This is a genomic window from Pseudaestuariivita rosea, from assembly GCF_017592335.1.
GTDB classification, from domain to species: domain Bacteria; phylum Pseudomonadota; class Alphaproteobacteria; order Rhodobacterales; family Rhodobacteraceae; genus Parasulfitobacter; species Parasulfitobacter rosea.
In genome coordinates this window covers 18,137-44,462 of sequence record NZ_JACNMP010000028.1, presented here as the reverse complement: position 1 = coordinate 44,462, position 26,326 = coordinate 18,137, and the positions used below count along the sequence as shown (strand labels likewise).

Sequence of the window (26,326 nt, the reverse complement as noted above, 5' to 3'; positions counted from 1 at the left end):
CGCGGCATGGTTCTCGCTATGATGCAGCAAATGTCGTAAGAGCGGTCATTGACATCCAATCTGTGAGGTGAAAATCAAACCGCCCTTTCGCCGCAACCCGGATTAACTATCGAGGAGCGGACAAAGCCGCCTTGTGCACATGCAGCAGATGATGAAGCAGAAAGACCTCGCGGCCGCGATTTGCTCATCTCCGCGTCGCCGCCAAAATCGTCAGGCGGTCATTGACTGTCTGCTAGCGTTGAAAATTGCGAATGGTGGCTTTGCCCGTACCGAGATCGGCCATGCGCGCAATGGTCTGGTCGGACTTTCACAGCCATTGTTGTGGAGGCAGATCGCTGTGCTTGAACGCGAGCTTCTGTCGTTTGCATCAATCCCGCATCGCGGCGGGGGTCGTGCCGTGCAGGTTGCGCAGGACGGTGGTCATGTGGGCCTGGCTGGAAAACCCAGCCTCATAGGCGATCCAGGAGAGCGGCTCGCGCGTGCCGATGATCAGGTCGCGGGCGAAATCGGCGCGTCGTCGCAAGATAAAGGCATAGGGTGTCTGACCGGTGGCGGATTTGAACACGGAGGCAAAATGCGATGACGACATACCCGCAGCACGGGCAAGCTCGGCTATGGTGAGGTCCGCCTCGCAGAGCCGCGTTTCCAACAACTCTATGGCGCGCTCAATGGCACCGGGGCGGGCGCGATAGCTCCAACGGGCAATCTCGGCGGTGATGTCGCCGTCCGGGTTGCCAATCTGCGCCATACCACGCGCGGCGATGCCAAGGGCCAGCGCCTCGACCGTCAGGCGGTCGGTGGGTGTGTTGGACTGATGGCTGCCTGCCAGATGGCGGATCGCGGTGCGGGCGAATTCGGCCGCGACACCGTCTGGCATGTAGTCTTGGTGAGACAGGCCTGAATCCGGCTGCACCTCTCCGGCCTCCATCCAGTCAGCCAGCAGTGCATCGCTGACTTCAAGGGAGCATCCGGGCAGGCGATTATTCGCGTGTAGACGGAATTCCGTGCTGCGCGGGAAGAAAGCCACCGATTCAGACGGAAAGACTGTATCTTTGATGTTATCAGAATTGATTGCAAAACCGTGTGAGCCGTAGGGCAGATTCACATCGAAGAGGTTGACTTCGAATTTGTGATGCAGGTGATATTCCCCGGGCGGCAGCAACACCAACCGCAATTGCCCCAGATCAGTCTCATAGGGCATCTCCGGCAGTCGCGTGTCCGGCTTGGCTTTGCCGGCATTGTCTACAATAAAGGTCATGTCAGTGCCCTCTAATCCCGCATTGCGGCAGGGGTCGTGCCGTGCAGGTTGCGCAGGACGGTGGTCATGTGGGCCTGGCTGGAAAACCCAGCCTCATAGGCGATCCACGAGAGCGGCTCGCGCGTGCCGATGATCAGGTCGCGGGCGAAATCGGCGCGGCGGCGCAGGATGAAGGCATAGGGCGTCTGGCCTGTGGCGGATTTGAACACGGACGCAAAATGCGATGACGACATACCCGCAGCGCGGGCAAGCTCGGCTATGGTGAGGTCCGCCTCGCAGAGCCGCGTTTCCAACAACTCTATGGCGCGCTCAATGGCGCCAGGGCGGGCGCGATAGCTCCAACGGGAAATTTCGGCGGTGATATCGCCATCGGGGCTGCCGATCTGCGCCATACCACGCGCCGCGATGCCAAGAGCCAGCGCCTCGACCGTCAGGCGGTCGCAGGGCGTATTGGATTGGTGGCTGCGCGCCAGATGGCGAATTCCAGTACGGGCGAATTCGGCTGCGACACCGTCCGACAAATACTTGCAAAACGATTGGGCTGCAGCCTTTTGCACCTCTCCTGCTGCCATCCACTCTGCTAGCAAATCATCGCTGACTTCCAGATAACATCCTGGCAGGCGATTGGTCACGCGCAACCTGAACTCCGTTCCGCTTGGAATGAATGCGATGGATTCTGACGGGACCACTTCCATTTCCAGTCTATCGGAGTTGACTGCCATATCATGGTGTGCTTGCGGTAGGTTCACGTCAAAAACATTGAAGTCCAGTTTGTGATGAAAATTGTATTCGCCCGGCGGCAACAAAACCAACCGCAGTTGCCCAAGATCAATCTCATTGGGCATTCCGGGCAGCCGCGTGTCAGGCTTGGCTTTGCCGGTAGTGTCAACGATCAGGGTCATGTCGCGATCTCAATCTCCAATTTAGCAAGGTAACTCAGAACCTCATCGTGCAAAGGCACAGCCCCTTCTTTCTTCGCCAGATCGGCGATATCCCGCAGGCTGTTCAGGATATCGTTCAGACCATCGCGTATCTGTTGTGCACCAAGGCCGGATCTGGAGCGGCCTTCTGACAACCCTGCAAGGTCCCGCGCCGCGTCGTGCAGCGCGCCGTACCAGCGCGCAAATCTCTGATCCTGCCCTGCGGGATCAACGGCGACCATGCGGAAATAAAGGGCCGATGTCAGCACAAAGCAGCAATTCAGACGATCTTCGAGAGCGGGCGAGTGTTGCGCGGGCATGGCATCTTCTTTCCTTAAGTAATCGCAGGCACTGTTACATGTGCGGCTGTGTGGGTCTTTCAGGATTCTCTGATGCCTGCGGCGGGATTGTGCAGCCGGCTTTATGGGGGCATCGCGATTTCAGGATTCGCTGTGTCGCCAGTGACGTTTGCGCCTGCAGCATTCAAATTAACACATAAAAACAATGCAATAAGGGATTTATTAATATCTGAAATAGGATCGCGAGCGGACCAGCCAGAGTGGTGGGGCAAGTCGTTCAATCCACCCAAACAGGAGATTTCCCATGGCTCTTCCCGAAAGCGAACTGACACCCGACAATTGCGTCTTCCTGATGATCGATCACCAGGTCGGCCTGATGCAATTCCTCACCTCGATCGACCCGATGCAGATGAAGAACAACATCCTCGGCCATGCCAAATCGGCCAAGGCGTTCGGTATTCCCGTGATTATGGGCACCAGCTGGCCGCAAGGCCCGAACGGCCCGACCATGCCAGAGCTCAAGGCGATTTTCCCGGATGTTGAGGTCATCGACCGCCCTTACGTGAACTTCTGGAACGATCCGGCCTCGAAGGCGGCGGTCGAAGCGACTGGCCGGAAGAAACTCGTGATCTCGGGCCTCGCGACCGAGGTTTGCGCGGCCTTTCCGGCGATTGCGGCCTTGCGTGATGGATATGAGGTCTATGTCGTCATCGACGCGTCAGCGGACTTCAACCCACTGATCACGCAGGTGACAATGACCCGTCTGGCGGCCGCTGGTGCCGTCGTAACCACTTGGGTCGCGGTTCTGGCCGAGATTGCCAACAACACCCAAGTCAACGGCCGCCACATCGGCATGCTTTTAAGCGAGCATATGGGCCAGTATCAGGCAGCGATGAACAATTTCCTCGGCGTGGCCGAAAATGCCGAGGAGATCAAGAAAGGGGTTGGTCTGACCGGACATCCGCCCATTCCGATGATCCTGTCAGACAACGCACCTATGGCAGCCGAGTGATCGGATAACCCCCGCAACCGGGCTGCCACGTCCCTGTTCCCCAACAGGCAGCCCGGTCATTTCCAAAGGAGACAACGCATGACCCCAACGTGCAACCATCTCGACGAAAATGTCCGGGCGCGCACGGTGAGCATCCTAAGGGCGTTGACCTTGGCGCTGGACCTCGCGCTTCGAAGCAAGCAATCCCATTGGAACATCAAGGGTCCGGGGTTTATCGCGCTGCATCAGATGCTCGATGATCTTACCGGCCAAATGCACGACGCCGCCGATACAATGGCGGAGCGCCTGGTCGCCCTTGGCGGCTTCGCGGAAGGCACCGCACAGCATATCCATGAAAACGCCTGCATTGGCTCTGAGCTGGGGCATCGCACCGGGCAGGCGGATGTCCTTACCGCGCTGACACAGGGCTATGCCACGTTTAGTCAATCTCTGATCGGCCAGATTGATGAAACGGCACAAATCGGTGATCCGACATCGTCGGACGTTCTGACCGAAGTGTCGAGGACCGTCGACAAGTCGTTGTGGTTTCTGGAGGCGCACCTGCCTTCGGACAAGCTGGCGCGTTCTGTCCTGTCTGAACAGACAGCTCTTGCGGGGCAATGACACGATGGACCTACATCCTTTGCACATTGACCCGGTCAAACCGGCGCAGCTTGCCAGACCCCACGCTGCCTAAGCCAATACCACAGACTGAAACTGCAAAAGTGATCAGCCTCCAAGGTCGCGACCTTTGTCACTGCGCTTTTGCAAACAACCTACTGAAAGGTTCAGATCAATGACTGTTACAAACACCAACCCCAAAACCTTTATCGCGCGCGATCGCCTCGTTCTCTACTGGACGATCATAGGCAGCGTCCTGTTGGTGGCCTCTGTCGCGCAACCTTTGATATCTTCACAATTGGCAAGCATACCGCCCGAGGAACTTCTGGCCCCGATGCAAAGCTATATGGGTGATGAGCCGATGCCCGAGGAAATCACGGCGCTGTTTGCCGGGGTCTTTGCCAACATTCAGTATTCACTGATCTTCGCGGCGATAAAGCTGGTCGCAGGTGGTTCGATCCTCTATGCCGCGCGGTCGCTGGACACAGGCGCTGACTGGGCGCCGTTGGTCTTGCAAGGCGCAGCGGTCTTAGGCATTGGCGCATTCATCGGAATTGGGTTGTATTTTGCGTATTCGGCATTCGTCATAGGATCAGCGATGGATATTCCGATATTCATGTCCTTGATGATGGTCGTGTTCGGCGCCGTCGTCGCCTTCTTTCCGGCGCGCTGGTTGTGGAAAAACATATCTGCTCTGAGAGCGCTTTAGTTTCTCGTGCTTGGCAGAGGGCGGCGGTTCCCGTTCGTCCGTCTCACGGATGGTGTGCTATCTCCATGGAAAGCGAGGAAGCATCATGAAAGTCCTGATTATCGGCGCGACCGGCAAGATCAGCCGTCATACGATTGCCGAAGTTGCCACCCTCGGTCACGACGTCACGGCTTTTGGCCGCAGTGTCGAACGGATCAAACCCTTCGAGCGCCTTACCGTAGTCAAAGGCGATGTCACGAATGCCCAAGACCTTGCGGCTGCCATGCCATGCCATGATGTTGTCATTCTCACTTTCGGAGCACCGTTGAACCGAAAGACCATTTTTTCGGAACCAACGTCTGTGAAGTTGGCACAAGAGCCGTGGTCACTGCCATGAAAGCCTCTCGGGTGCCGCGTCTCGTGGCCATGACATCCATCGGTGCGGGTGACTCATCCGGACACGGCAGCTGGCCTTTTAGAAACATTATCAAGCCTGTCCTTCTTGGTCGCATAATGAGAGACCGAACCGCGCAGGAACGTGTCGTGCGTGAAAGTGGCGTGCCCGAGTGGGTTATTGTGCGTCCAGCCGAGCTGACAGATGGCGTGAAGAATATGAACCTGCGAGAGTTCACATCCTTTGACGGCATCGAAGAGCCTGGCGCAATCTCGCGGTTAAGCGGTGCCGCCTATCTCGCCGGAAAAGTTTCCAATAAGAGCCATGACAACGGTGCGGTATTGATCTCGGATTGAAGTGTCATTTCTTCGGCCTGGCATTGGCGTTATCAAGTAGAGAGATGCGACCTCTTGTGGACGCTCGGCAAGGAAGATTTTCCTGCGGCTTTAGAGTTGATCACACCAACGTCGCCGCGGACGACACCAAAGACCGGCGTAATTGCGGAACAGCAGCGATAGTGTTTTTGCCGTTGCGGCATTCCCCTTGCTGCGAGCGCACGCAGCGAGGAAATCGAATGAACAAGTGGGCTCTCAATCAGATTTCGCCGCCTACCTCCTGAACATCGGCTTAATGACACCCAACGGCAGCGCTCCGACCGGGCCACTGAAAATTCATGGTTCTAGCGACCTTGGCAAATGGCCGGTCTGGTTCAGCCTGCCGCAACAGCATTGCTGCATAAGCATCAGGCCGTTCTGAGCCCACTTTAACTAATGCTGCGCCGCGCATGTACGACAGTTTTGGTACCAGCGGCCGAAAAAGAGAGCCTTTCCAATAGCTCTGAGACCCTCATACCGAGTCGTTTCAAATGTGGAAGGCGCAGCTCCCTCCTTGTTCTGCCAGAACCGCCTCATGCCCGAGATGAGCGAGTACCGCTTCGAGGAGCGGATCCGGAACAAGTACTTAAAATCACGTACCTCCGGTTAGCCAGCCCGGAGAAGAAATGTTCATCAAGGCGTCGGCTTTTTGGTCACTGATCTGATCATGTCTCAACTCCTGGGAACGGCAGCCTTTGCGGGGTTGCCGCTGTCAATTCGCGCACGGCATTCGCGACCGCAGGCGCCGTCATGGGCACGCCGATCTCACCGCCACCGCTTGGCGGATTGCCGGATTCGATGAGCGTAACCTCTAGCTCAGGAATGTCAGGCATTCGGATCGGCTCATAGTCGTAGTAATTGTTCTGATCGATCTGACCGCCGGTGAAGCTCGTCCGTTCACGCAAGACACTGGATAGGCCGAACAGAATGCCTCCTTCGACCTGAGCGCGATAGCCTTGGGGGTGGATCACGACGCCCGGATCAATCGCAGCCCAAAACCGATGAACGCGAAGCTGCTCATTTTCGTACGACACCTCCGCCACACCGGTTCCGAGTGTCGCCTTGTAGCCAGCAAAAGCCAGCCCGTGGGCACGCCCTTCCGGCGCGTTGCCGAAATCCGACATCTCCACGGCCGTGTTGAACACGTTGAGCGCCCGCGGCGACTGCGCGAGAAGCCGGCGTCTGTACGCAACGGGATCCGAACCTGCGGCGGCCGCCAGTTCATCCACGAAGCATTCGCGGGCAAACATGTTCGGGCCCCAGCCGATGGAGCGCCACGCCCCCAGCCGAGACTGACGCGGCATCAGCACATGTTCGGTTCGGAAGTCTGGAATGTCGTAGTCACTTCTTTCGGTGCCTTCCATGATAAGGCCGTCCCTGCGCGTGTCGGGATCCCAGCGGTTCGGAAACAAGAATTCCAGAATGGACGGGGACGCCACCCGGTGCCGCATGGCAGTCAAGGTGCCGTCACTACCCATAACAGCATCCATCCGATGCACCGTTGCGGGGCGCAGCCAGCCGTTCTTAACGTCGTCTTCACGAGTCCAGATCAACTTCACGGGCCGCCCTGCGGATCGGGAAAGCAGAAGCGTGTCGCGCAGCAGATCGCGAGCAAATGCCGTGCGACGCCCGAAGGCGCCGCCCATCTCCATGAGGTTCAGTCGGATCCGGTCGGGCGTCGTGCCTAACACGGCTGAGGCGACCGCAATCGAAACTGTCTGGCTTTGTGTACCTAACCACACTTCCGCTCCAAGGCCGTCGTCATCGACGGAAGCGACGGCGTTCAGAGGTTCCATCTGGGCGTGATAGACATGCTCGGTAGTGTAGCGTGATGTGATAACAGTGCCGCTCTCCGACAGTGCCGCCTCGGCATCGCCCTGGTCCTCCCAGATGATCGCGTCCTGATCGAAATCGTCGGCGGCCTCTGCCAGGGCAGCAAGTTCGCCGTCGCTATCAGCGGACCGGAAGGGCGAAGTTTCGCTCCAGGTGACATCGAGCGCGTCGCGGCCTGCAAGTGCCGAGGTGAAGTTTGTCGCTAGCACCGCAACCGAGTGATTCAGCACCACCACATCGACCACACCGTCAACGGCCCGCGCCGCTGCATCGGAGTTGAGCGTCGGCGTCTCGCCCTCGACCGGAGCGAGCAGCTGAACAGCCGTCAACATATCCGGAAGGGTCACATCGATGGAATAGAGCGCGGCGCCAACCGTCTTGGCCGGAATATCCAGACGCTGAAGATCCGTGCCTACGATCCGCCACTCTTCCCGCGGCTTCAGGTTCTCCGGCGCAACTTCGCGCACATCGCTCACCGGCACGGGTAGGGCAGCCACCTCGCCATAGCGCATGGAGCGGTTCGACGCCTCATGGATCACCGCCCCTTCGCGCGTCGTGACCTCTTCCCTCGGCACGGACCAATGTGCGGCTGCCGTCAGGATCAACGCCTGCCGAACCTGGGCTCCGGCCTGCCGCAGGATCGGATAGTATCCCTCGACTGCAGCGCTGCCGGCTGTAAAGAGGATGCCGCCGAAGACGGGGTTTCCATAGGTAGCGCAACGGCAGAGATTGATGGACATCTCTTCCACGATCTCTTCCCGGCTCGGCTGTGGCGTCCGGGCGAGCAAGGCGGCCGCCCGCATGATCTGGCCGGACTGACAGTAACCACATTGGGGCGTCTGTTCGGCAATCCAGGCGCGCTGGAGAGGATGGTCGCCCTCCCCGGACAACCCTTCGATGGTCGTGATCTCGCTTCCCTCCAAGTCGCCGATCAAGGCCATGCAGGCAAATGTGGCCTCGCCGTCGACATGGACAGTGCAAGCACCGCAGGCCCCAAGGCCGCAGCCATAGCGTGTTCCGACAAGCTGTAGGTTTTCCCGAAGCGCCCACAGAAGCGGTGTGTCGGGGCTTGCGTCGATATCGACCGTTCGGCCGTTCACGTTCAAAGTGACCATGTTAACTCCCTCAAGGATCTCGTTGCTTCAGTTGCGTTGAAATTGGGCGTTCCGATCAGACGCCTTCCAGAAATGCGATGATGACAGCGCGCTCTGTAGTGTCGGTAAGGCGGATGTTTTTTCGCGTTCCTGGAACCTTTCTGCGTGGATCCACGAAAAAGCGGTCAAGCGTTGCGGCGTCCCAGATTAGCCCGGCCTCTGGGACGGCCTGGGAATAGCGCGCGCCTTCAAGGGAACCGGTAGCGCGTCCCAAAGCCCCAGCTAGGGAGGGACCCGCGCCTCTGCCACGGGTCTCAAGGCTGTGACAGGCAGCGCACCTTTGCTGAAAGATCCGGTCCCAATCCTGCTGCGCGCCCGTCATCTGCGGCGCAGCAAGAATGAACAGGATGGCAGCCACCCGGCGCAGCCCATGTCTTTGTGTGTTCTTCCAAAGGGAGGCGAACATCACGCATAGCCGCCGTTTGAGCGTAAGACCTGGCCGTTCACCCATCCGCCATCCGGTCCTGCGAGAAACGATACGACATCCGCGATGTCCTCTGGCGTTCCCAACCGCTCGAGCGGCGGCAAGGCCGCGAGCCGAGCGATCTCTTCTTGGCTCTTTCCCTGAAAAAATAGCTCTGTCGCGACAGGCCCAGGTGCGACGGCATTGATGGTGATACCCTTGCCGCGCAATTCGTTGGCAAACACACGCACCAGCCCTTCAACGCCGAGTTTGGAGGCGATGTACGCGCCATAGGTGGGAAAGTTCACGGCAACGACGCTGCTGGAGAAAGCGATAAACCGCCCGCCTTTGGTCAAATGCCGCGCAGCCTCGCACATGGTCAGATACGTACCGCGCAGATTGGTCTCGATCACTCTGTCAAAGCTGTCGATGGCGCCCTGGCTGATCGGATTTAATTCCATGATGCCGGCGGCGTGAACGACGACCATAAGCTCGCCTCGCTTCGCGGCGATATCAAAGAGCCCAGTGACATCATCTTCGTCAGAGATATCCGTCTGAACCGTGAAGGCCTGACCGCCGTCCGCCTCAATCTCAGCAACGACGGACTCCGCTGCTTTCAGATCATTGCGGCACTGCACGGCGACAATGAAACCGTCTTTGGCAAGACGCGTTGCGACCTCTGTGCCGATACCCCCGGACCCCCCGGTCACGATCGCGATTTTCTTCTCCGACATACTCATATCCGTGTTGGTATCTCGATTGGTGGACGCGCTGCCTGTCGTCAGCTCAACCCGTCAACGATCGAAATAGGGATATGAATTGAGAAGATTAGAGCTATAGTTCTTATCGGACTGAGCAGTAAAACTTATCAATAGGCCCCGATGCGCCGTAGTGATCTTGAAGCCTATCTGATCGTCGCACGGGTGCTGTGCTTTCAGGTCGCAATCGTGGACTGGGAGTGATTAGCCCTGGCGTTGGTCAGTCTGTGTGTGTCCGAAGGCTGCTCTGATTAGGGGTCGGTGGCGGTGGACCGCGGTTCTTTCTTCACGCGCAAGACTCGCCTAAGTGCATATGGCGCGTGTCGGGTACCCTGCTCCCGTTCATAGGCCTATTGACCGGTCAAGCTGCTCTTCGTCTCACCTTGGCGATGTGTAGACCTCCGCACGAAGGCAATAAAAGCCTGCATCGCCGCGCTGCTGTGGCGACGGTTCGAATAGTACAGGTGCCAGCTCGGCAGTGTCGGGCTCCAGTCGGACAACAGTTGCACCAAGCTGCCTTCGGCCAGTGCCGCGATAGCGTAGTCCTCTAACAGATGCGCGATGCCATGTCCCGAGATTGCGGCGCGAAGCTCCAACTGTGCGGATCCGACGGTGAACCGCCCGGACGGTAAGAACTCGACGGCGTCGCCATCCTTCTCAAACGCCCACTTTGCGAGGGCCCCGCCGGGATAGCGACGACGGATACACTCATGGGTCGACAGGTCCGCTGGTGTCTTTGGCGCTGGCCGCCCGGCTAGATAGTCAGGCGAAGCGACAATCGCGTAGCGCAGCGGCGGCCCGACCGGCAGCGCGATCATATCCTGAGCGATCTGGTTGCCGAACCGCACGCCGGCATCGAAGCCCTGCGCGACGATATCGATGATAGCGGCATCGCTCGCGATCTCGATGCTGACCTCGGGATAGGTGGCCATGAAGTCCAGTGCCAGGGGGCAGAGCACGTGGTAGGCGGCTGGCTCGGGGGCGTTGATCCGCAAGGTACCCGACGGCGTCTCGCGGAGGCGGTCCAGCTCGTCGACCGCAAGACGGATCTCCTCCAGCGCCGGTGCCAGGCCCTCCAAAAGCCGCGCGCCAGCCTCCGTCACGGCGACGCTGCGGGTCGTTCGATTGAGAAGGCGAATTCCCAGCGTCCGCTCCAGCGCAGTCATCGTCTGGCTCATCACCGAGGACGACACCCCACGGTCGGCTGCGGCGGCGCGGAAACCGCCATGCCGGACGATCTGGGCGAAAATATCGAGGTGGTCCAGACGAATACGGCTCATTGATCGTAATTACCTATCAAGCTGATTTCATTTGCTGGGGTTAACTTATCAATAATCGGCCTCACATGACCAGTCATCAAACGCGGAACTTTCTACCCGACCTACACCGGACCAATTTAAGGAGAACGAATATGCTAACCCTGAACCGGCGGAAGATTATGGTGTCTGCAGTGGCCGGTGCGACCGGTATAATGACCGGCCGTGCGATCGCCCAACCTGCAGGGATGGCAAGCGCGCAAACCATGCCGACGCGGAACGCCGCGTTCTATCGCTTTCAGGTGGGCGACATCGCCGCAACCGTCCTCAGCGACGGCCTGATCGGCGGCCCACCCACCGTCTATGCCGGCAACGCGCCGGAGGCCGAACTGGAGGAGGTCCTGCGCCGCGCCTTCCTGCCCACGGACCACATGACGCTGAACCTGAACACGCTGCTCCTTGAGATCGGCGACCGCCGTATCCTGCTCGAAGCCGGGGCCGGTGCCACGATGGGCCCGAACGGCGGCCGTCTCTTCGATAACCTGGGCGCGCTTGGTCTGACGCCGGACGATATCGACGTGGTGGTCATCTCGCATACGCATCCGGACCATGTGGGCAACCTTCGCGCGGCTGACGGGAGCCGCGCGTTCCCGAACGCAACAGTGATGGCGCCGCGCGCCGACTGGTCCTTCTTCGTCGAAAACGATCCCGACCTGTCCTACATGCCCGTCCCACAGGACTTCCAGCAGCGCTTCGCGGCCAACATCCAGCGCAGCGTGGAACCCTACGTCCGCGACATCGAACTCTACGAAGGGGGTGCCGAAATCCTGTCCGGCCTGACAACGATCTCCGCGTCGGGTCATACGCCCGGAATGGCGACGTTCCTGGTAGAGTCCGGGTCGGACCAGCTCTTGCTGACCGCAGACCTCGCCTATCACCCGATCATCAATATCGACCGTGCCTGGCGACCCGGACCGGACCGCGATCAGGATCAGGCCGCCGCGGCGCGGGCGCGCATCTTCGACCGCGCCGCGGCCGAACGGATGCTGGTTCTCGGCTTTCACTATCCCTTCCCCGGGTTGGGTCGGATCTTGAGGACCGATACCGGCTACGCGTGGGTTCCGGCCAACTGGGAGTTCTGACTATGACGACCGAACACGAAAAGCCGGAAGCGAAAAGCCATGGCACGACGCGCCGGGGATTTCTGCGCTCCGCAGCCTCCATCGGCGCCATCGCGGCGACTGGGCCGACTGCCTACGCTCAGGTTGCGGACACGCCGTCTGATACCGTAGCCGATCAGGTGAACCCGGCTACTGACGTCATCACACGCGAGATCGCGGCGACTGGCCAGCGCATACCCGCGCTCGGTCTCGGCACCTTCCTGACCTTTGACACTGTGCCGGGCCAGCCGCGAGAGCCTCTTCGCGAAGTCATGACCCGCTTTGTCGAAGGGAGCGGTACGGTGATCGACACCTCGCCGCTCTATGGATCGGCCGAGACAACGATCGGCACCATCATGGCTGGCCTGCCGCAGGCGGACGAGGTGTTTGTCGCAAACAAGATCTGGTCCACGGGCGAATATCTGGGCGACACCAGCCACGCGACGGCCAGCCTCGAGCAGTCGAAGTTGCGGATCTGGCGGTCATCCATGGACCTCATGCAGTGCCACAGCATCACGAATGCGGGCGTTGTCATCCCCCTGATGCAAGCCTGGAAGCAGGAGGGTGAGATCGGCCTCGTCGGCGTCACCCATCACGAGACCGCCTATCAGCCGGAACTGACCCAATTCATTGAACGTGGCGCGGTGGATATCGTGCAGACTAACTACTCGATCTTCAATCGGTCCGCCGAGGAACGCCTGCTGCCCGCCGCGGCGGATAACGGCGTCAGCATTCTAGTTAATCTGCCGCTGGAAAAGGCGCGGCTCACGCACATCGTCCGGGGTCAGCCGCTGCCCGATTTTGCCACCGAATTCAGGGCCGAAACATGGTCGCAGTTCTTCCTGAAGTGGGTCATGGGACATCCGGCCGTCACCTGCGTGCTCTGCGGCACGTCGAACCCCGATCACATGACCGAAAACCTCGGGGCAATGCGCGGTCCGCTTCCCGATGCCGAGATGCGGCGCCGCATGGTCTCCTACATGGACGGCCTGCCCGGCTTTGCGACCCTGGGAAACATGGCTTGGTATCCGGAGAAGGACAGCCAGTACCAGGGCCAGATCAGGCTGGCGCAAGCTCAAGCGCGCGACAGGCTCGCCAACTGAACATCATCAAAACGACGGAGCTAGAAATGACCACCACACGACGCAAGCTTATCACCGCCGGAGCCGCCGGCATAATCCTGGGTGCAAGCGGGCTCTTGGTCCCGGCCCGCGCGCAAGGCCTCGCGCCAACGCCGACCATGCGGGGCGGAGCCAACAACTATCGCTCCGGCGCCCCCATCGTGGACCGGATCGGAGGCGGCGGGTTCTGGACCACCGGCACCGTCCGGCGGGCGGGCGACGGTGCGCCGCTGGCCAGGCGACGCATTCAGATCTGGGCGCACACGACCGAGGGCCATGAGCGTGATGCCAGGTCGCATGGTGCGACGCTGACCGACGCGGATGGCGTGTTCCGGATCGAGATGCCGCAGATCGTGCCGGCCTTTGGCCAGCCCCACGGGCACCTGGCCTATGACGCCGAGTATGACGACGGCGGGTTCGAGACGGTCTTCCTGCGTCCGGTCTTGGCCAGCGCGTCTGACACGAGTCTGACCGTCGATTTCGTGCTCAGGCCAGCATGATGCGCGCGCCAGCGGGTCTGATCTGGGCGGCACTGGTCGCGCTTGTCGCGGTCCCGCTGATTGTGGCGGCGCAGAGCCCCCTGCTGCAATGGCGGGAGCCGATTTACGTCGCAGCTGGTTTCGCCGGGGTGATCGGTTTGGTCCTCCTGCCGGTTCAAGCCCTTCTGATCGCCGGCTTGGTTCCGGGTGTTCGGGGGCGGCGCAGCCACGTCTGGATCGGTGTGGCCCTTTTGCTTGCGGCCGTCGTTCACGTCGCGGGCCTGTGGATCACAAGCCCACCGGACGTGGTCGACGTCCTGCTCCTGCGCTCACCGACACCATTCGCCATCTGGGGCGTGGCGGCGATGTGGGCGCTCTTCGCGGCGGTTCTGCTTGCTGCGGTTCGAAGGCGGATGGGACACCGGGCATGGCGCGCTATTCACGTCGTGACGACGACCGTCATCGTCGTGGGAACCGTCGTGCATGCTGTGCTGATCGAGGGAACGATGGGGACGATGTTGAAGGGACTGGTCGGCCTGCTCGCCCTCGTCGGGCTCAGCTATGCTATCTGGCGACGCAGAAACAGCCGTACGATAATCCGGATACGGATTCGGTCCTGATCGGTCGATGAGCGGCCCGCAACAGTTTTGCTAGGGCCAATACCCATTGATTTCCTTGATGCGGCATGATTCATCAGCCCGGCTGGCGGCGACACGCCATCGCGCATAGCTATCCAAATAATATGCGGGATCGGACATTCGAAAGCCCAAAATGAACGGCAGAAAAGTCCCGCATCTCGTTGATTGGTTGATTGCAAATTGCTGCACTGTCGATGAATGGCCGGTTTCCTTGCTGCGCGGCAGCGTCGATTTTTCCGCCCCTGTGGTACGTTGGTGCTGTCAACGCGCGCAGCACCAATTCGCTTAGAGTGTCATTCCGCCCCGTCGCGCAACGGTTCTCGTTGTTTGCTTAGCGTAGGATTCCACACTCTCCCGCAAAGGACCCCCTCATGGCAACCAAGTTCGATAGAATATCTGGAGAGAATTGCTTGCTTAAAGTGTCATTGCTTCTGCTTCTTGTGCTGCTTTGTCGACCGAGCTTTGCTGAAGAACAAGGTGACGACTCGCTCCGCATCGCAGGATATGACACCGCTGGCTTTGTTAGCGATCTGAACGCAACTAGGCTTTTCAGCGCCTTAAGCGGCCATATTGGCGCGTAGCGCCAATATAGGCCCAGGATGCCTGTGTCGGAAGGTCCCAAATAAGGGGTCAGATGCAACGCTTACCGTTTCGCGGTACTGCTGAACCAATTAGGCCCAACCGCCCCGAACGTGCACAGATAGGGGTTATGAAGAACACAAAGGGAACGAATGATGTAATGGCCGTTCGCTGCGCAACGTACTTACTGACACACTGCGGGACGAAGCCGACCTTCGACTATCCGAGGCTCAGGTGATTTATCTTCTAAATCTCCGACCACTGGACACAGGTTGGAAGACTGTTGGTTTCCAAGAACTGACGCACCGCTTTAAAAGCATCAGACACAGGTATGACGTAACGCTGTGGAATCTCAGTATGATGATTTGTCAAAGCAAACGCGACGAGAAAGGGTTCATCAACGTTCGATATACCACGGCTTGAATAATACGGCGGGTCGCCGTGTGCGTACTGAAATCCCAGATTTGATAGTGACTTAGCGCCGACCACAACTGAGAGAGTATCCTCTGTGATTGCCGTGATGTGCACAATGTTTGGGCGCTCACTCGCCTCCGCATCGGAGGCAGCTTGTGACAGTGCTTCCATGACCTCTTCAACCGTCGAACAAGTTAGCGGTGTTTGCGATTCTGAAATTGTTATTTGTGTCGGCATTTCTTCTTCGATTGTCCCAAGCATCTGCGACTAGGAAATGTCTAACTTTGAAGACATAAGGCAAGGTTTGGCAATGGTCGCAAGGGGCTCTCTCGTTGAATCCGCCGCACCCTGAACGAACGGCGGCTTCATGTCTCGGCATCCGCGAGGGCGCGGTAGACGGTCATTCTTGAAACGCCAAGATCACGGGCGATCTGGGCTTTTGCGATGCCCTCGTTCGCCAATCGACGGATTTCATCATCATCCACGGATTTCCGCCTCCCCTTGTAAACACCTTTGTCCTTCGCCGCGTCGATCCCGGCGCGTTGGCGGTCGCGGATGAACTTGAGCTCCATGTCGGCGACCATGCCCAGCACGGTGATAACCATGCGGCCCATGTCGCCTGCGGTGGTGACTTCCGGTTCAAGCACCCGGAGCGATGCGCCTTTGGCGTCCAACTCATGGACCAGGTTCAGTACATCGCGGGTGGACCGGCCAAGGCGGTCGAGGCGGTGAACGACTAACTCGTCGCCTTCCCGCAGGAATTCCAACACTGTCGCCAGCTCAGAACGATCATCACGGGAAGCACCAGAAACCGTTTCCGAGCGGATGACCTCACAGCCCGCAGTTTTCAGCTTGGCTTTCTGAATGTTGAGATCCTGGCTTGATGAGCTGACGCGGGCGTATCCGATCTTGGGCATGGGAACCTGTCACATTAGGGTGGTTTGCACTCTGATACTGTAACAATATGTGTCTGGCCACTCATTTGTGACATTCTGGCCTGTCACATCTGCTTGCCTCCTATGAGTGTACCCTTTTGTGACGATGACATTCATGCTGCCAGACGCTCAAAATCAATCCGCTTGTCCAGATCAATCTCAAATCGGCCATACGGATTGATGTGAGAGTAAATAAGTGGGCTAAGGCCACGATAGTCATGCTCTGAGAGTCGGCTCGCCCAATCCGGTTCTCCCAGAACTGTCTGGACCATCCGGGTGTTCACATATGCCATGGATGCCTGAAGCAGATGTAATGCATGAGCTGATGTTTCCTGATCAGCAATGCGATTGCTAGATATTTCACCGCCTTTTCCAAAGAACACAAAGCCATTGGCGCTGTTCCAGTTTTCCACGACATTCAGACCTTCATTGATTTCCCGACGAAACGCCTCGGATCGTAAATAGCGACAGAGGAAAATCGTCTTGATGGCACGACCAAGTTCGGCAAGCGCTTTGTATGTTGGATGCATGACATCGGCCCGCGCAAATCGGCGCAAGATGGCCTCGGGCTCGGCGGTGCCATGCTGCATAGCAGCAGCGTATTTGACCATCTCATCATATTGCTGCTCGATCTCTTTCCAGTCGATCGCTCCCGACAATATAGGTAGAAGGTTTGGCAATTGCCCCCGCATCCCCGCGCTTGGCAGAGCGAGCTTCTGACGTGCAATCGCTTTCAGGCGCGGCGCCAACTCGAAGCCCAAGAGATGACAAAATGCAAACCCCACGGCGCTTTGCCCGTGGCTGTCGACATATTGCCGTTGGATTTCCATGTCGGTGCAATGTCTTAGTACGCCTTCGATCATCGCAGCCACTTCCGATGACGAACAGCGCTTCAACTGCGAGTAAATACATGTGGACTGCCTTTCGACATGCCAATAAATCATCACGCCCCGTCCACCATACCGCGCATGCCATTCTGTCATAACGTTGCGATCCCAAGCGCCGAACTTGGTGGAATCCGCAGCGCAAGCTGTACCAGGGTTTCCCCAAACAGCGGGGTTCCGAATTACAAGTGTCGCATCAGCAATTTTGGAGCACGCTGCACGTAGTGATGCTGGATCAATGTAGCGCCGGCGCACATGCAACAGTTCGTCATGGCTGATTTCTGGGGTTCCAGCCGCCACACGTTTCAGGCCTGCATTCGTTCCCAGACCGTAGAGACAAAGAAGAAGGCGCTGGTCACGATCGCTACGTGACAAGGCCTCTCTGGTCGCTGAGGTCTCAAAGGCACTCAAGAACCCCGTATCAAGTGCGGCTTCTTTCAGCGTATCGAGCAAACCTGTCATAGGCCACCGCCGCCCAATTCCAGATTTGAGCCTCATCAGCCCTTGGGGTTCAGGTGCCGGTTCAAATGGTGTGATGCTGATCCTGCTCTCGCCGGACCAACGCAGCCGCACCTTATCATTTGTTGGTATCGTCGCATTCAGATGGCGCAGTTCTTGCTCCAACTGTCCCCGAATAGATTGGGAAAAGGCGTGTGCGTCCTGTGTCAGATTGAGACCAGCATAGTAGAAGTTCCGTTTTGCGGAAAAATCCTTGGGTAGATCATCATCCGGATTGCGATAACGATCCGCGCCCTCAACCCAAATTTCTTTAGCACGCATCCGGTCACGCAATTGCGTCAGCACGCAAATTTCAAAGGAGATAACGTTCAGACGGCCTGTCTTGTCGACGACGGTATCAAGCCATTTTCGCGGTATTGATCCTTCAGGCGCGAGTTCCATTGGGGCAAAGCGTCGTCCCTCTTCATTCAAGCGAACAATCAATATGAGGGCATCCAAGATCGGTCGCCAGCCTGCATTGTTGGAGCGAAAATTCAGCGCAGAAAGCAATGGCGGCAACATCCGGCGGTAGTGGCTAGCATAAGAACCGCGCATCACTGTTTGTATCTGCTTGTCTAAGGTGCCTTTGGCGCGATGTTCGTCGATTATCGCCTTCAATTTTGCAGCACCAGCAATAGGATAGATCACATCAGCAACCCGGCCATTGGGTGTGAGCATGGCGGCAGTGGCAATTTCCACAAGGATGCGTTCTTTGCCGTGGACCTTCTCAATATCCCCCGCAATCCGGCCAATCACTTTCCGCCGTGATCTCGAACCAATCCGATGCACAACCTCAATCAACAGATCGACAAGCCCGTCAATCATCTGGGCCCGGCGTGACATCAGATATACAGCAAGCAGACCGAGACGTCGTTCCTTTCTGTGCCGCCGCATCTCGGATGCCGTCTCACCCTCAACGCGTCGCGTTATTATCCGGACCCAAGACGGATCGACGTTCGTCAGCAGATCAAACGGCAGATCAAGGCCGTGAATAAACTCAAGCCGGGCGGCTGCTTCAAGCACACTATCTAAGGCTGGCGCACCAACATCAGCTTTCAATTGTTGAAATCCATATGCTCCACGTGGGTCAGCTAGACTATTCTCTAGACCTTCGATTGCACGAGGCTCCAATCGATTAAACACCGACATCAGATACTCTTCTTGAAACGCGTGTCTTGCAGAGCGGACCAGCCGTTCCATGATTTTCCGGGATGGAACAAGCACAGAGTTACGCAGCGCCCATTGATACCCATGAGAAACGAGATCCTCCGAGGTCGTGCCAAGATGCGCAGCCAGTGACGTGAGTTCGATGCGAAGTGCAGACCTGTCCCGATCTGTCGCGCGGCGGATTCCAAGAAATCGTAGAATGTCCAGACGATGGCGACGGGACGTATCGCTGTAATTGTCATAGGTGCGCGCGGATTCAATGCTTTCGCCGGCCTGATCTGCCACATATTCGACCGCGTCAGATGGCACCTCATCCAGCGAAGTCAGGAAGTACCCATGACTGCGGAAATGCAGCAATTGAACCGCGATCCCGACCCGCATCGCGTGCCGATACCCGTGAACAAATTCAAGCTCTGAAAACGATAAGCTCCAAGCGGCAATAAAGTCCTGATCCAAATCAAACCCTCCGAGTCGGAGCACAATGTCTGATCTGCTTAACCTTACGTTAAGAAAGCAGAAATTGAGGTTGCGTCAGCATGAGTGCAGCATGTCATCCCGAGGCCTTGTGCCTCAAAGCCGCCGTTCAATCAGAGCGCAGCGAATTCTCCGAAGGAGCCCGAATTGTCGGATGCTGCGGAGACTGCAAATGTCCGCTGAAGTCTCTGACCAATTTAGTTGCAGCTTTAGTACTGCTGCACTTGAGGTTATTATTGCGTTGGATGTGTACGACAAACAGCGCAAGGTGGAATCTATTGAAATGCAAAAGGTACTGTTTCTGACCGGTGTACTTCTGGCTTTTGGAACAATAGCTTCCGCCGGCTGTGCCAACTTTGAGGATGGCAGTATGCCCAACACGGTCGCTCCGTATTACCGTATTTGCTATGATGATGTGTGTGACGTGACACAGCTTTCGTATGAATGTGCCAATACTTATGAGATAAGACAAGGTTTCGCAAATGGGTGGGCAACTCACTACACGTTGTCCCCAACAGAGAGCTTTAACGTAACTTGGCAAGGCCGTCCGATCGATCAAGAAAAACTGAGCCGACTGACCATCAATGAAATTGCCGGGCCTGATGTGCGTTCTAGCGGTGATGCATCACCGGCGTTTGAACCGTCATCCGCCTTGCCAGTCGTAGAGCCTTACCGCGGCCCGCAAGGCGCTTGTTTACCTATATCCGAATTTGAGTTGAATGGCGTTAGAGATGGCACGCTTGTTTCGGAACTCATCGCGAGTGGTATGCCCGTCATTCGCGGGGACGTCATCCCCGATTTTTATGGCGTGGACAGGTTTTCGCACGATGGCCTTCTTGTGTACATGCAAGGCGACACGGTTGTGGAAGCTTACAGCACCGATCCAAAATGGGCCACGCCATCAGGGCTGCGCGTAGGGCTAGTGCGCGCTGATGTTCATAGTATTCTTGGCTGGGAACCACAAAAAGGCACGCCGGCATCGCAACAATATGCGATCGATATATGTGATGCCGCTGCAAACCCTAACCTGAATGCTGAGTTTCTTTCCCTTATGATTGTTTTTGGTTCAGAACAAAGAGTTGAAGAGATCAGTATTCAAAGGGATTGGCCATGATTTTGACTTTGGGTTTTCGTTAAAGTTGTTGCATTTCTGAAAACCCGCCATTCGGATTTACCCGCCAAACAGCGGCATTGTCCCGACTGCAGACCTCGCCGACCTTCGCGACTGGCAGGTGCAAAAACGTGACAAAACCCCTTCTATTTTGCCGGGGGTTTTTGTCCAGCCTAAGCGATTGATCCGGCGTGGGGCAGGGCAGCGCGGCAGAAATGACCGTTTTAGAACGGTCCACGATCAGCTTTGATCAATTCAGCGACATGCACACGCGCTGCATCAACTACTGGGTAACTCGCCTTGCCGCCATCAAACGCAAGAAACAAGTCAGTTCCTCCTAAAAGGACTGCATCTGTACCACTGTGATCGACCATATCTTGGCCAGCTTTGATAAATAGCTGTCGCTCATGATCTTCACATCGACCGCGCTTGGCCATCTGCATGTAGGCTTCACCAACTTTGTCGAGCGTTTCGGCCTCAGGTGTGACGAAATTTACAGTATCAATCATCCCGAAGAGATGGCTTTGCATTGCAACACGGTTGCCTAAAATGCCGATCCGTTTCAGACTATTTTCTGAGAAATATGTCTTCAAGCTATCCAACACACTTACCAGCGGTAACGACGACCGCGCCGCTAGCTCTTCAATGCAAAAATGCCCGGCAACAGATGTGACGGCTGCAAAATCAGCACCAGCACCCTTTAAAATATCAACGTGGTTCGCAAAGATCGCAGCTTGCGCATCACGATTTCCGGCCATCACATTTCCACTTAGGCTTTTAAGGCTAGCATGGGAAATAGTGAGGTTTTGCTCTCCCATCTCTTCAAGAAGGAGTTGGTAATAGTACGTTGTCGCCGCTGGTCCAATGCCGCCAATCAATCCGATGTGCATGGTATAAAATCCTTCCAATTTTCGCAGAACTATATGCGCAGACTCAGCCATCCGCCATGCGGGAGAAAAGAGTCACCTTAGCATTGAAACGAACCTTAGCTTTGTCGGCACGACTCTTCCAAATGCGACCGTTTCCGGGCATCTGATGCCCGTCCGCGCGAAGTGCTAGGCCTGTCGGCGGGTGGCCGCCAGGTAGCCCGGCGACAGGTCACCCTGAAACCGGCTTCACCCAGGATAATATGGAAACGCAAAAGGCCCCCACCTGCTGACGGGGGCCTCGAACGTTTCGTCGGTGCGGGCTCCTACTCAGCGGCCATCCGGTCAGCCTGCGCGGTGCGGGCCATGATGTAATCCACGGCCTTCTGCGCCTCGGACGCGGCGCGGAAGATCGCGCGGCTGTCTTCCTTCATCGCCTCCAGCCATCCTTCGACATAGGCTGCGCTCTGGCCGAACTCGGGCTCCACCCCGATCTGTGCGCACAGCATGCAATTGCCGATCTCGGCCACCAGTTCCTCGAACGCATAGGCCTTGCGGTCATTGAGCCGGCTGAGACGGTCCAGCCGCTTCGACGCCCCTGTCCAGTGAGTCTTATGCCGACATCGGCATAAAATCCATAATGCCGATCTTCGGATTATGCCGCGCTGATCATCACCACCTGTTGCCCAGTGGGAAGTTCGGTGCGGCGTGTCGGCATAATACGTGAACACCAAACAGCGGTCATTCACACAAAGCGCAGCGAATTCGGACTCAGAGCCCAAAACGACTGATGCTGCACCGGTAGCGAATGTCTGGTTTTCAACAGGTAGAATATAACCAAACAGATTGACCTGAGGTGTTCAGGGATCAGATATACCGCCAAGGCCTCCTGGTTACATCTGCGGTATCTTCTCATCTTTTCTTGCGAACTCGACGATTTGACCGATCCGCTTGGACCGTGTCGGTGGTGTTTTCGCGAGTTTCACCCATCGCAGGAGGTTTCGCCGATAGGAGGGGGCACTGGCGTCGAAGTTCGCTCGCGCCAGTGGGTTTTCTGCGAATGCAGTTTGCAAATCATCGGGCACAATCAGCGCATCCACATCTGCCCAGTAGTCCCAAAGCCCTTTGGCTTTGGCCTCTTCTATTGATCGCAAGCCTGCATCGGTCATCTGGTCTTCTGCGATCAAGCGTTGCGCGCGATCCTTGTAGCTTTGCGCCCAAGCCTGAGTGCGGCGCGGCCCGATAATTTGCATGGTGCGGTTATTGTTCAATTTGCGCCGGATTCCGTCGACCCAACCAAAAGCGACCACTTCATCTAGGATCTCATCGACTGAGACGTATTTGTTTGGCACCTGCTTCTTGAAGGTGACCAGCCAGACATTCTCGGACTGCGCGTGATTGTCTTCCAACCATGCTCGAAGTGCTTGTTTTGAAGTGACTTCTACCTGTTCAAACCGTTCTGTTGGGATGCCCTTGACCATCTGTGCCTCACTTTTTCCAAATCTGCCCTAGACTATAGTCTTAATTAGACTAACTACCTTAGTCTAATTAAGACTATAGATGTGAAAGAAGTAAATCATGCACTCTAAGGCAAAATCTATTTTGTTCCTGACGGTCTTTATCGACTTGCTAGGTTACGGAATCATAATCCCTCTGCTGCCCGAATTTGCGCGCAACATTGGGGCGACTGCAATGCTCGTTGGCATTATTGTTGCGTCTTACAGTGCGATGCAGTTTTTGTTCAGCCCCATCCTTGGTTCCCTGTCAGATAAGTTCGGGCGCAGGCCGATTTTGCTTGCGACCATCGCGCTGAATGGTGGGGCCTATCTGCTGTTCGGGTTTGTCGAAAGCCTTGCCCTATTGGTTGCCTCGCGCGTGATCGCTGGTATTGGCGCGGCGAACCTCGCTGTCGCACAGGCCTATCTCAGTGACATCACACCACCAAAGGACCGCGTTAAGGCGTTTGGTATGATCGGAGCAGCGCTTGGGATGGGGTTTGTGTTCGGACCGCCCCTTGGCGGGTTTATTACAGATCAGTTCGGCACCGCTGCTGTTGGATTTTTCGTGGCGAGCCTTTGTTGGTTGAACTTTGTTTTGGCCGCAATCCGATTGCCAGAAACGATCGGGGCGAAACAAGCGCAAGGGACTGAGCAACCCGCGCACCTCAATGGTTTCGAGGTCGTTAAAGCGTCGGGAACGCTAAAAAGGCTTTTCGCAGTTTACTTCGTGTTCATCGTGGGATTTGCGATCCTTACCGTCGTCAGCGCATTGCTGTGGGTGGACCGCTTCGGTCTGACACCCGCGCAGGTCGGCTACGCCTTTGGGTTGATTGGGGTTGTCATGGCCGTCGTACAAGGCCTCATTGGCAAGATATCAGCGAAGGTCTCACAAGCTTCGTTGTTAAAAGCTGGTCTCAGTCTGATGGCGGTCACGATGTGCGCAATGCCATTCGTTCCAGCGGATATGTTCGTTCCGGCTGAATTGCTTATGATCGGTTTTTTCTCGGTCGGATACGGTTTGGCTTTGCCTGTCGGCACCGCCTTGGTAGCGATCGAAACTCCCGATGCCGCACAGGGCAAGGTGCTTGGACTGTATCAGGCTCTTGGTGCCCTTGGTCGGATTATAGGCCCATTGATTGGCGGTGCGACATATGGGCTAGGCATGGCTGTCCCATTCGTTGTAGGCGCAGCTTTTCTTGGCCTTGCCTTGATTATCGCGCTCGCCATCCCGTCCTCAACCACCAGAGCGCGCGCACATGCGGCCACATGAAATTTCCTTGGAACGTTCGCGTAGGCGCGAACCTATTACCTACCTCCAGATACATGAAGGAACCGTAGCACGACATGCCATTGATTGAGCTCAAATTTCAGAAGGATGTACTAAGTCCAACGTCCGTTGACGCGCTAGTGACTGAGTTGACCGGCCATTTGCTTGAGGCTCAAGGCGTGGCGGCGGACACAGAAACAGCACTGAAAATAACGCGGGCAGAGGTTTCACTACTGCCCGTCGAGGCAATGTTTCTTGGCGGACAAAGAACTGCGGACGCCCTCGTGCGGGTGTCTTATCTCATACCGGCCAGTGCGTTGGATCGAGCAGCGAAAGAGGCTCTGATCGAGCAATCCACGAAGAGCGTCTTGGCGTGTGGCAACATGGATCACGTTGAGATGAATCCGCTCAATGTCTGGTGCATTATCAACGAGATCGGATGCGACAACTGGGGCGCGGCTGGTAAAATTTGGTCTTGGAAAGAGATCAAAAGGTTTGTCGCGAAAGGTGAGATCGCCTTGCGCAGACGGCAAACAAATCAACACTGAAACTCCTAACAACATGAAGGACAAACTATGACACTACTCTCAAGACGCGGCTTGATCGGCGCTGCAGCAGGCGCAACAGCCCTAATCGGTCTTGCAGCGATCCCGGCGGCCGCAGACGGCCACGGAACCGGCAAAACCTTTGTGCTAATCCACGGGTCGTGGTTCGGCGGATGGGTTTGGAATGATGTCGCAGTGATCCTGCGCGCGGCAGGTCATGAGGTGCACGCACCCACATTAACGGGCCTCAGTAACCGCGCGCACGTCATGCAAGACAGCGCGGATCTCAGCACGCATATCACCGACATCACCGCCTACATTGATTCAAACGATCTTAGAAATGTTCATCTCGTAGGCTGGAGTTATGGTGGCATGGTCGCCACCGGTGTGATTGCGGAGATGGGCGACCGCATTGCTGATCTTACCTATTTGGATGCCTTTGTGCCGCAGCCCGGCCAGTCGATTGTCGATATCTTCGGCCCAGTGGGTGAGCAACTTTACGGGGCAAATCGCGACAACGATCAAGTAATTCCGCCAATCCCACTGGAGATGTTGGGCGTCACTGATGCAGCCTTCGCTGAAACGATCTTGCCACGTCTTACACCACAGCCATGGCGGACCTATTTTGAGGCTGCAACGGTGCCGGCTCAACCTCCCCAAGTCCGCACACGCTATGTTCTGTTCCGTTGGGAGAACACTCCGTTTGAACCGTTTTACCAATTCGCGCAGAGCGTACCGTTCATTGAGGCGGTTGAGTTTGAAGGTAGCCACCTTGCGATGCTCGAACAGCCTGAAGACGTTGCCAATATCTTGATGCAATAGCCCCATGCAGAGCAGCGGCGGTGATCATCGCCGCTGCTTATACCTCCAAGTCATTGTTTTGGTACGCGCCTCCCCTTATGCAACATGAAAGCACAATGAATAGGACCTGAGTCGTGACGATCTCACTTACGAACGCTGACGCCGTCGTGATCAGCCTTTTGCTGGAAAAAGAGATGCACGGCTATGAGGTCGGTCAGGAATACGAACGTCAGGAGGTGCAGGACTGGGCCAGTGTGTCAAAAGCCCAAGTTTACTACGCGCTCAAGAAACTTGCAGAGAACGGACTGATCGAACCTGCTAAAAAAAAGAACCAACCAGATGCACGCGGCAAAACAGTCTACCGCGTGACCGAAGATGGACGCGGCGCTCTTCAAGAAACGCTCAGTAAACCGTCCTGGGCACAATCCCGAATTCCTCAACCATTCTCGACATGGGTTGGGCTGTCCATTGATACCGATGCAGAAACACGCGCCCGGATGTTCAAAGCACGCAAAGACTATCTAATAAAAGAATTGGAAAAAGAAGAACAAAGCCTCATCTATGTCCAGACCTTGAATAGCCCGCGTGCAGCAGTCGGAGCCAAGACGATCGCCCTGACAATATCACTGATGAAGGCTGAACTAGCATGGATATGTGAAGTCAGCCGAGAGCCGGCGATAGAGCGATAAACGTAGATGCCTCGACATATCCTTCAACCCGAGTACACAGCCCGTGATGATCTTTCACTTTGTGACCTGCAAAGTTGGCACGAAATCAAGCTGACTTGTGCTAACTGCAAACACTCCGGCGAGTTGTATCCAGCCAACCTCAGAAAGCGCTACGGCCGAAACACTTCTCTCAATGATCTTTTGACGCGCACGCGCTGTACGAAATGCGGTGAACAGCGTGGTATCAAATGGGAAGTGTTTCGGATACCGA

28 protein-coding genes are annotated in these 26,326 nt (G+C 56.8%); 15 read left to right on the top strand and 13 right to left on the bottom strand.

What is annotated here, in order from left to right:
- Positions 1–367 precede the first annotated feature (367 nt).
- From H7848_RS15585 to H7848_RS15575, 3 genes are read right to left on the bottom strand one after another with little or no spacing between them, the layout of a single operon-like run.
- Entirely contained in the window at positions 368–1,258 is an 891-nt protein-coding gene (locus H7848_RS15585) for a helix-turn-helix domain-containing protein (protein ID WP_208353277.1), read from the bottom strand.
- 11 nt (positions 1,259–1,269) lie between these two features.
- Positions 1,270–2,160, bottom strand: a complete 891-nt coding sequence (locus H7848_RS15580; RefSeq protein WP_208353276.1) for a helix-turn-helix domain-containing protein — start codon at positions 2,158–2,160, stop codon at positions 1,270–1,272.
- Positions 2,157–2,498, bottom strand: a complete 342-nt coding sequence (locus H7848_RS15575; RefSeq protein WP_208353274.1) for a hypothetical protein — start codon at positions 2,496–2,498, stop codon at positions 2,157–2,159. Before H7848_RS15575 ends, H7848_RS15580 begins: the two co-directional genes overlap by 4 nt.
- Before the next feature lie 283 nt (positions 2,499–2,781).
- Between H7848_RS15575 and H7848_RS15570 the strand changes: the two genes are divergently transcribed.
- From H7848_RS15570 to H7848_RS15550, 5 genes are all read left to right on the top strand, one after another.
- Complete coding sequence (locus H7848_RS15570) at positions 2,782–3,489, top strand: isochorismatase family protein (protein ID WP_208353272.1); 708 nt, start codon at positions 2,782–2,784, stop codon at positions 3,487–3,489.
- A 78-nt stretch (positions 3,490–3,567) separates the two neighbouring features.
- Positions 3,568–4,092, top strand: coding sequence for a DNA starvation/stationary phase protection protein Dps (gene dps / locus H7848_RS15565; RefSeq protein ID WP_208353270.1), 525 nt, complete (start codon positions 3,568–3,570; stop codon positions 4,090–4,092).
- Positions 4,093–4,264: 172 nt separating this feature from the next.
- Positions 4,265–4,798, top strand: a complete 534-nt coding sequence (locus H7848_RS15560) for a hypothetical protein (protein WP_208353266.1) — start codon at positions 4,265–4,267, stop codon at positions 4,796–4,798.
- Between the two features lie 49 nt (positions 4,799–4,847).
- Positions 4,848–5,174 carry an NAD(P)-dependent oxidoreductase gene (locus H7848_RS20350; protein WP_419555517.1) on the top strand — a complete coding sequence of 109 codons (327 nt, stop codon included), beginning with the start codon at positions 4,848–4,850 and terminating at the stop codon, positions 5,172–5,174.
- Positions 5,159–5,527: an NAD(P)H-binding protein gene (locus tag H7848_RS15550; protein ID WP_419555516.1), complete on the top strand. Its 369-nt coding sequence runs from the start codon at positions 5,159–5,161 to the stop codon at positions 5,525–5,527. Before H7848_RS20350 ends, H7848_RS15550 begins: the two co-directional genes overlap by 16 nt.
- 683 nt (positions 5,528–6,210) lie before the next feature.
- Here the strand turns inward: H7848_RS15550 and H7848_RS15545 are convergent.
- The 4 genes from H7848_RS15545 to H7848_RS15530 form a co-directional block, all read right to left on the bottom strand.
- On the bottom strand, positions 6,211–8,493 hold the full coding sequence (locus H7848_RS15545; RefSeq protein WP_208353259.1) for a molybdopterin-dependent oxidoreductase: 2,283 nt from the start codon (positions 8,491–8,493) through the stop codon (positions 6,211–6,213).
- Positions 8,494–8,548: 55 nt separating this feature from the next.
- The gene (locus tag H7848_RS15540) at positions 8,549–8,938 is read right to left on the bottom strand and encodes a c-type cytochrome (RefSeq protein WP_208353257.1); all 390 of its coding nucleotides are present in this window, start codon (positions 8,936–8,938) and stop codon (positions 8,549–8,551) included.
- Positions 8,938–9,669, bottom strand: coding sequence for an SDR family oxidoreductase (locus H7848_RS15535; protein WP_208353255.1), 732 nt, complete (start codon positions 9,667–9,669; stop codon positions 8,938–8,940). Before H7848_RS15535 ends, H7848_RS15540 begins: the two co-directional genes overlap by 1 nt.
- 374 nt (positions 9,670–10,043) lie before the next feature.
- Positions 10,044–10,973 carry a LysR family transcriptional regulator gene (locus tag H7848_RS15530; protein WP_208353253.1) on the bottom strand — a complete coding sequence of 310 codons (930 nt, stop codon included), beginning with the start codon at positions 10,971–10,973 and terminating at the stop codon, positions 10,044–10,046.
- A gap of 131 nt (positions 10,974–11,104) precedes the next feature.
- Here H7848_RS15530 and H7848_RS15525 point away from each other — a divergent pair, with 131 nt between their 5' ends.
- From H7848_RS15525 to H7848_RS15505, 5 genes are all read left to right on the top strand, one after another.
- Positions 11,105–12,091 (top strand): MBL fold metallo-hydrolase, encoded by a 987-nt coding sequence (locus H7848_RS15525; RefSeq protein ID WP_208353252.1) that lies wholly within the window; start codon positions 11,105–11,107, stop codon positions 12,089–12,091.
- A 2-nt stretch (positions 12,092–12,093) separates the two neighbouring features.
- Positions 12,094–13,212, top strand: a complete 1,119-nt coding sequence (locus H7848_RS15520) for an aldo/keto reductase (RefSeq protein WP_208353251.1) — start codon at positions 12,094–12,096, stop codon at positions 13,210–13,212.
- Between the two features lie 26 nt (positions 13,213–13,238).
- A complete protein-coding gene (locus H7848_RS15515; protein ID WP_208353250.1) occupies positions 13,239–13,730 on the top strand; it encodes a twin-arginine translocation pathway signal in 492 nt (163 codons plus the stop codon).
- Positions 13,730–14,329 carry a ferric reductase-like transmembrane domain-containing protein gene (locus tag H7848_RS15510; RefSeq protein ID WP_336512124.1) on the top strand — a complete coding sequence of 200 codons (600 nt, stop codon included), beginning with the start codon at positions 13,730–13,732 and terminating at the stop codon, positions 14,327–14,329. Before H7848_RS15515 ends, H7848_RS15510 begins: the two co-directional genes overlap by 1 nt.
- A gap of 389 nt (positions 14,330–14,718) precedes the next feature.
- Positions 14,719–14,928 carry a hypothetical protein gene (locus H7848_RS15505; protein WP_208353247.1) on the top strand — a complete coding sequence of 70 codons (210 nt, stop codon included), beginning with the start codon at positions 14,719–14,721 and terminating at the stop codon, positions 14,926–14,928.
- A 244-nt stretch (positions 14,929–15,172) separates the two neighbouring features.
- On the opposite strand, the gene H7848_RS15500 is transcribed toward H7848_RS15505, so the two are convergent.
- The 3 genes from H7848_RS15500 to H7848_RS15490 form a co-directional block, all read right to left on the bottom strand.
- Positions 15,173–15,601, bottom strand: a complete 429-nt coding sequence (locus H7848_RS15500) for an Imm1 family immunity protein (protein WP_208353245.1) — start codon at positions 15,599–15,601, stop codon at positions 15,173–15,175.
- 104 nt (positions 15,602–15,705) lie between these two features.
- A complete protein-coding gene (locus tag H7848_RS15495) occupies positions 15,706–16,257 on the bottom strand; it encodes a recombinase family protein (RefSeq protein WP_208353242.1) in 552 nt (183 codons plus the stop codon).
- A 131-nt stretch (positions 16,258–16,388) separates the two neighbouring features.
- Positions 16,389–19,280, bottom strand: coding sequence for a Tn3 family transposase (locus H7848_RS15490; RefSeq protein ID WP_208353240.1), 2,892 nt, complete (start codon positions 19,278–19,280; stop codon positions 16,389–16,391).
- 190 nt (positions 19,281–19,470) lie between these two features.
- Between H7848_RS15490 and H7848_RS15485 the strand changes: the two genes are divergently transcribed.
- Positions 19,471–20,412 carry a hypothetical protein gene (locus H7848_RS15485; protein WP_208353237.1) on the top strand — a complete coding sequence of 314 codons (942 nt, stop codon included), beginning with the start codon at positions 19,471–19,473 and terminating at the stop codon, positions 20,410–20,412.
- Between the two features lie 221 nt (positions 20,413–20,633).
- Here the strand turns inward: H7848_RS15485 and H7848_RS15480 are convergent, their stop codons facing one another.
- The 3 genes from H7848_RS15480 to H7848_RS15470 form a co-directional block, all read right to left on the bottom strand.
- Positions 20,634–21,299 carry an aspartate/glutamate racemase family protein gene (locus H7848_RS15480; RefSeq protein ID WP_208353234.1) on the bottom strand — a complete coding sequence of 222 codons (666 nt, stop codon included), beginning with the start codon at positions 21,297–21,299 and terminating at the stop codon, positions 20,634–20,636.
- Positions 21,300–21,601: 302 nt separating this feature from the next.
- On the bottom strand, positions 21,602–22,006 hold the full coding sequence (locus H7848_RS15475) for a zincin-like metallopeptidase domain-containing protein (RefSeq protein ID WP_336512126.1): 405 nt from the start codon (positions 22,004–22,006) through the stop codon (positions 21,602–21,604).
- 162 nt (positions 22,007–22,168) lie between these two features.
- Positions 22,169–22,756: a YdeI/OmpD-associated family protein gene (locus H7848_RS15470; RefSeq protein ID WP_208353231.1), complete on the bottom strand. Its 588-nt coding sequence runs from the start codon at positions 22,754–22,756 to the stop codon at positions 22,169–22,171.
- Positions 22,757–22,853: 97 nt separating this feature from the next.
- On the opposite strand from H7848_RS15470, the gene H7848_RS15465 reads away from it, so the two are divergent.
- From H7848_RS15465 to H7848_RS15450, 4 genes are all read left to right on the top strand, one after another.
- The gene (locus H7848_RS15465; protein ID WP_237072786.1) at positions 22,854–24,044 is read left to right on the top strand and encodes an MFS transporter; all 1,191 of its coding nucleotides are present in this window, start codon (positions 22,854–22,856) and stop codon (positions 24,042–24,044) included.
- A gap of 137 nt (positions 24,045–24,181) precedes the next feature.
- Positions 24,182–24,589, top strand: a complete 408-nt coding sequence (locus tag H7848_RS15460) for a hypothetical protein (RefSeq protein WP_208353226.1) — start codon at positions 24,182–24,184, stop codon at positions 24,587–24,589.
- Positions 24,590–24,616: 27 nt separating this feature from the next.
- Positions 24,617–25,408: an alpha/beta fold hydrolase gene (locus H7848_RS15455; protein ID WP_208353224.1), complete on the top strand. Its 792-nt coding sequence runs from the start codon at positions 24,617–24,619 to the stop codon at positions 25,406–25,408.
- Positions 25,409–25,521: 113 nt separating this feature from the next.
- Positions 25,522–26,076, top strand: coding sequence for a PadR family transcriptional regulator (locus tag H7848_RS15450; protein WP_208353223.1), 555 nt, complete (start codon positions 25,522–25,524; stop codon positions 26,074–26,076).
- Positions 26,077–26,326: the final 250 nt, after the last annotated feature.

Bases quoted from the DNA above. Each gene is read 5' to 3' on its own strand.
- H7848_RS15585 (WP_208353277.1), bottom strand. From the start codon at position 1,258: ATGACCTTTATTGTAGACAATGCCGGCAAAGCCAAGCCGGACACGCGA.
- H7848_RS15580 (WP_208353276.1), bottom strand. From the start codon at position 2,160: ATGACCCTGATCGTTGACACTACCGGCAAAGCCAAGCCTGACACGCGG.
- H7848_RS15575 (WP_208353274.1), bottom strand. From the start codon at position 2,498: ATGCCCGCGCAACACTCGCCCGCTCTCGAAGATCGTCTGAATTGCTGC.
- H7848_RS15570 (WP_208353272.1), top strand. From the start codon at position 2,782: ATGGCTCTTCCCGAAAGCGAACTGACACCCGACAATTGCGTCTTCCTG.
- dps (WP_208353270.1), top strand. From the start codon at position 3,568: ATGACCCCAACGTGCAACCATCTCGACGAAAATGTCCGGGCGCGCACG.
- H7848_RS15560 (WP_208353266.1), top strand. From the start codon at position 4,265: ATGACTGTTACAAACACCAACCCCAAAACCTTTATCGCGCGCGATCGC.
- H7848_RS20350 (WP_419555517.1), top strand. From the start codon at position 4,848: ATGGTGTGCTATCTCCATGGAAAGCGAGGAAGCATCATGAAAGTCCTG.
- H7848_RS15545 (WP_208353259.1), bottom strand. From the start codon at position 8,493: ATGGTCACTTTGAACGTGAACGGCCGAACGGTCGATATCGACGCAAGC.
- H7848_RS15540 (WP_208353257.1), bottom strand. From the start codon at position 8,938: ATGTTCGCCTCCCTTTGGAAGAACACACAAAGACATGGGCTGCGCCGG.
- H7848_RS15535 (WP_208353255.1), bottom strand. From the start codon at position 9,669: ATGTCGGAGAAGAAAATCGCGATCGTGACCGGGGGGTCCGGGGGTATC.
- H7848_RS15530 (WP_208353253.1), bottom strand. From the start codon at position 10,973: ATGAGCCGTATTCGTCTGGACCACCTCGATATTTTCGCCCAGATCGTC.
- H7848_RS15525 (WP_208353252.1), top strand. From the start codon at position 11,105: ATGCTAACCCTGAACCGGCGGAAGATTATGGTGTCTGCAGTGGCCGGT.
- H7848_RS15520 (WP_208353251.1), top strand. From the start codon at position 12,094: ATGACGACCGAACACGAAAAGCCGGAAGCGAAAAGCCATGGCACGACG.
- H7848_RS15515 (WP_208353250.1), top strand. From the start codon at position 13,239: ATGACCACCACACGACGCAAGCTTATCACCGCCGGAGCCGCCGGCATA.
- H7848_RS15510 (WP_336512124.1), top strand. From the start codon at position 13,730: ATGCGCGCGCCAGCGGGTCTGATCTGGGCGGCACTGGTCGCGCTTGTC.
- H7848_RS15505 (WP_208353247.1), top strand. From the start codon at position 14,719: ATGGCAACCAAGTTCGATAGAATATCTGGAGAGAATTGCTTGCTTAAA.
- H7848_RS15500 (WP_208353245.1), bottom strand. From the start codon at position 15,601: ATGCTTGGGACAATCGAAGAAGAAATGCCGACACAAATAACAATTTCA.
- H7848_RS15495 (WP_208353242.1), bottom strand. From the start codon at position 16,257: ATGCCCAAGATCGGATACGCCCGCGTCAGCTCATCAAGCCAGGATCTC.
- H7848_RS15485 (WP_208353237.1), top strand. From the start codon at position 19,471: ATGTCCGCTGAAGTCTCTGACCAATTTAGTTGCAGCTTTAGTACTGCT.
- H7848_RS15480 (WP_208353234.1), bottom strand. From the start codon at position 21,299: ATGCACATCGGATTGATTGGCGGCATTGGACCAGCGGCGACAACGTAC.
- H7848_RS15470 (WP_208353231.1), bottom strand. From the start codon at position 22,756: ATGGTCAAGGGCATCCCAACAGAACGGTTTGAACAGGTAGAAGTCACT.
- H7848_RS15465 (WP_237072786.1), top strand. From the start codon at position 22,854: ATGCACTCTAAGGCAAAATCTATTTTGTTCCTGACGGTCTTTATCGAC.
- H7848_RS15455 (WP_208353224.1), top strand. From the start codon at position 24,617: ATGACACTACTCTCAAGACGCGGCTTGATCGGCGCTGCAGCAGGCGCA.